Origin of the sequence: Microcoleus sp. Pol7_B2 (assembly GCF_036701035.1) — a bacterium.
Lineage (GTDB): Bacteria > Cyanobacteriota > Cyanobacteriia > Cyanobacteriales > Microcoleaceae > Microcoleus.
In genome coordinates, this window is record NZ_JAUBQB010000154.1 from 1,339 (window position 1) to 4,492 (window position 3,154).

1 protein-coding gene is annotated in these 3,154 nt (G+C 47.0%); it reads right to left on the reverse strand.

The annotated features are described in order from the left end of the window. A partial coding sequence (locus tag QUA57_RS28075; RefSeq protein ID WP_333251528.1) for a DUF4347 domain-containing protein occupies nucleotides 1-2,381 on the reverse strand: 2,381 nt, incomplete at its 3' end. Nucleotides 2,382-3,154: the final 773 nt, after the last annotated feature.

Sequence of the window (3,154 nt, forward strand, 5' to 3'; positions counted from 1 at the left end):
GCCGCCGTAATGGTGTAGGTGACACTTGAGCCTGCCACCGCAGTAGCCGGCCCGGTTTTGCGCGTAACTACATCGGCGCTATCGGTGATCGTGGTGGTGACTCTTGCCGACGGGCTGCTGCCGTTGTTGTTGGCAGGATTGGGGTCTGGACTCGTTGAGGTGCTGCTAGCAGTGTTGGCGATGGCGCTGATGGTGGCGGGAACTGCGAAACTGACGGTTCTGTTGGCGCTGGCTGCGCTGGCTAGGGATGTGATCGCCGTCCAAGTCACAATACCTGTAGTTGCGTTGTAACTTCCGCTGTCCGACACGCTGACTCCTGTTAAACCAGGAACAATGCTGTCGGCGATCGCCACATTGGTTGCCGCACTCGGCCCACTGTTAGCCGCCGTAATGGTGTAGGTGACACTTGAGCCTGCCACCGCAGTAGCCGGCCCGGTTTTGCGCGTAACTACATCGGCAATATTGTTCGTGATAGTGGTGGTGACTCGCGCCTCCGGGCTGCTGCCGCTGTTGTTGGCGGGTACGGGATCGATCGTGTTGCTGCTGCTGAATACACTGTTTGTAATAGCGCCGAGTGTAGTTGGGGCGGTAACAGTTACGGTGCGGGTCTGGCTGGCCCCAACAGCTAAATTCGGAATACGCCAGGAAACCAGTCTCGTTGTCGGGTTGAAAGTGCCGCCGCTGTCGGCACTGCCAAATACTGCCCCTCGGGGCAGTTGGTCTTCAACCAGCACGTTTTCAGCCGGGTTCGGGCCATTATTTACTGTCGTAATTGTGTAAGTAATGGGGCTGCCCGGTGCCGCAGCGGGCGGGCCTTTTTTCGTTGTCGCAACATCTGCTGTAGTAAGTGGCACGTCTATAGTTTGGATAGACAAAGTGCGAACGTCGTGAATATTTGTTGCGTCTCCCGTTGAACCTGCAAAACCAAATTTGAATGTTGCGGGGATTCGCCCGTTTATTGCCTCTAAATCGCTAATGTCGATAATAGTCTCGCCCGGATCTGTAAACGAACCATTATTGTTGAGATCAAAGCTAACAGTAAGCTGACGACGGCTGGGCGTTTCAGAAGTGGGAGGTTCTAAAATAACTTGAACTCTTCTTTTGGCTGGTTCGCGAGTGCTAGTAATAGTGTTGGTCGGCGGACTTACGGGATTGGGAATATTATCTATTCCCCCCGGCACAAAGTTAGAAGTTAAAAACCGATATTGCGTAGCTTGGCTACCTCGAAGCGTTACCGAATCTGGTCTACGCCCCCCCCCAATTCCGCCTATACGCCCTTCATTTTCAGTTGAAAAATTTCCGAATTCATCCAATCCAATTCCTAAATAACCTCCGAGTAAACCGGACTGATTTTCGTTGATATTTTGGGCGTAGCCGAGAGAACCTCCATAGCCTCCAGCTTTTGTTGGCGTCACACTACCCTCAATTAAAAAGAAACTTATGCCGTCCCCTGTCCGCCCTGCTAAATTATCACGTGCAGTGCCGTTGTAGGCAAATATATCGAAGACAATTTTAAGGCCACTGCTGGCTGGTACCGGACTGTTATAGATGGCAAAAGTAGATTGGTCAAAACTTCTTGAAGTTAACCTCAAAGCTCCGCTGCCGGGCGGGTCTATGTTCAAACCCGGAAAAGTCTCCGTTCCGGTTCCTGCTGTTAAAGCTGGAGCGTCTGACGTGCCGGTGACCCCAGATATCCAAGGCCCTATTAGACTTGCATCTTGAAAAGTTTCGTCCACTAAAGTAATGAGGACAGCGCTGTAAGTTTCCTGTGTTTTTGTTTCAAATGCTATTGCGGTTTTTACTTGTCCTGCTGTAACATTTAATTGCCAGTTTCCTCCTAATTTTGCACTACCAATTAAATTGTTAGAAGCGGCTATATTGGCGCCTGTTAGTTCTCTCAGCTTCCGCACGAAAGCAATCCCTGATTTTCCAGCCGCCACCCTACACGCTAATAATAAAATATCGGCTTTTTCGCTTAAGGCATTTCGCCACTGCTGCAAATGCCGATCGTACTTTGGTAAGTTTTCATCCTTCAGTACCGTTGACCCGAGTTGCACCGAAGCTTCATTGCCGTGAGCAACTATCTGAAGGCTGGCAATTAAGCTGCGTTTAGCTAGAATCTCGGTAATTTGTTCTACTCCGTCTAGGGTGCGATCGAGGACAATTATCTCTGTTCCCGGTTTGGCTCCGCTGGCAAGATGCTGATAATTCTCTACCCTGGGATCGATGCAAACTAAATGTTTTTTATGCTCACTCTTGACGCGAAGACTCGCTTTTGTTAAACAGTAAATATCGCTCAGCCGATCGCCCGCTAACGGCTCCCGAATCCCACGATATTCTATGCAGTCATTATCGTGCCCATCGCAACTTAATTTTTGCATTGGGGAAGAGTAGTTGAACCCTGATTTTTTCATGAGTTAGATAGCTCCTTGACGTGTTAATTGTCAACCTTAAGTGGTAGATATTATTGTTAATTGCTAATAAGAAATTTCTACTTGCTAATTTCTCGGCTTCGCATACTTAACAAGTTCCATTTACTGCGATATTTTTTTTATCGACATCTTCCCAAAGTAGCAGTTAGCGGCATTTACCTGGGAAATGAGGCGTTTTTTTAGCCAAGTCTGACTCAGCGCAGAATTATTTTAGTATAAAAAAAACGCGCGCGATCTAAGAAAATTACGCCGTGAGGTGCGAAATTTGTTTGCACCAGCTAGTTGACAATTGTTCGTATTTGTAGTATTATGGGGGTTTACCCCTCAGACGTTTATTAGGAGTTGAGTCCAGATAACAAACCAATTTTCTGGTCGTCAATTAGTCCAATATTAAATAGTATCTCTTTGTGTAAAAGAAACGTTATAATTTTGGTCGTCATAAATTCTGCCTTTTGACTTTAATCAGGAATGAATTACTCACTAAAACCAATTTCAGAGTAGCAGATCTGTCGAACATCAAATAAGTCACTAGCTTGATGTTCGTTGAGTTAAAAATATTCTACAAGCCCGGTTAAATTAAGAAAGCGAGCGTGTAGAATATCGGCAAAAGCCCCCCGATAAAATGCGCTTTTATTCTTAGCGAGCCAAATTCAGAAAATCGAGAGAAGTAATAGTATTATCAGCCCCAAAAACCTGAGCTAAAACCTCGCCTGTGGCAGCAA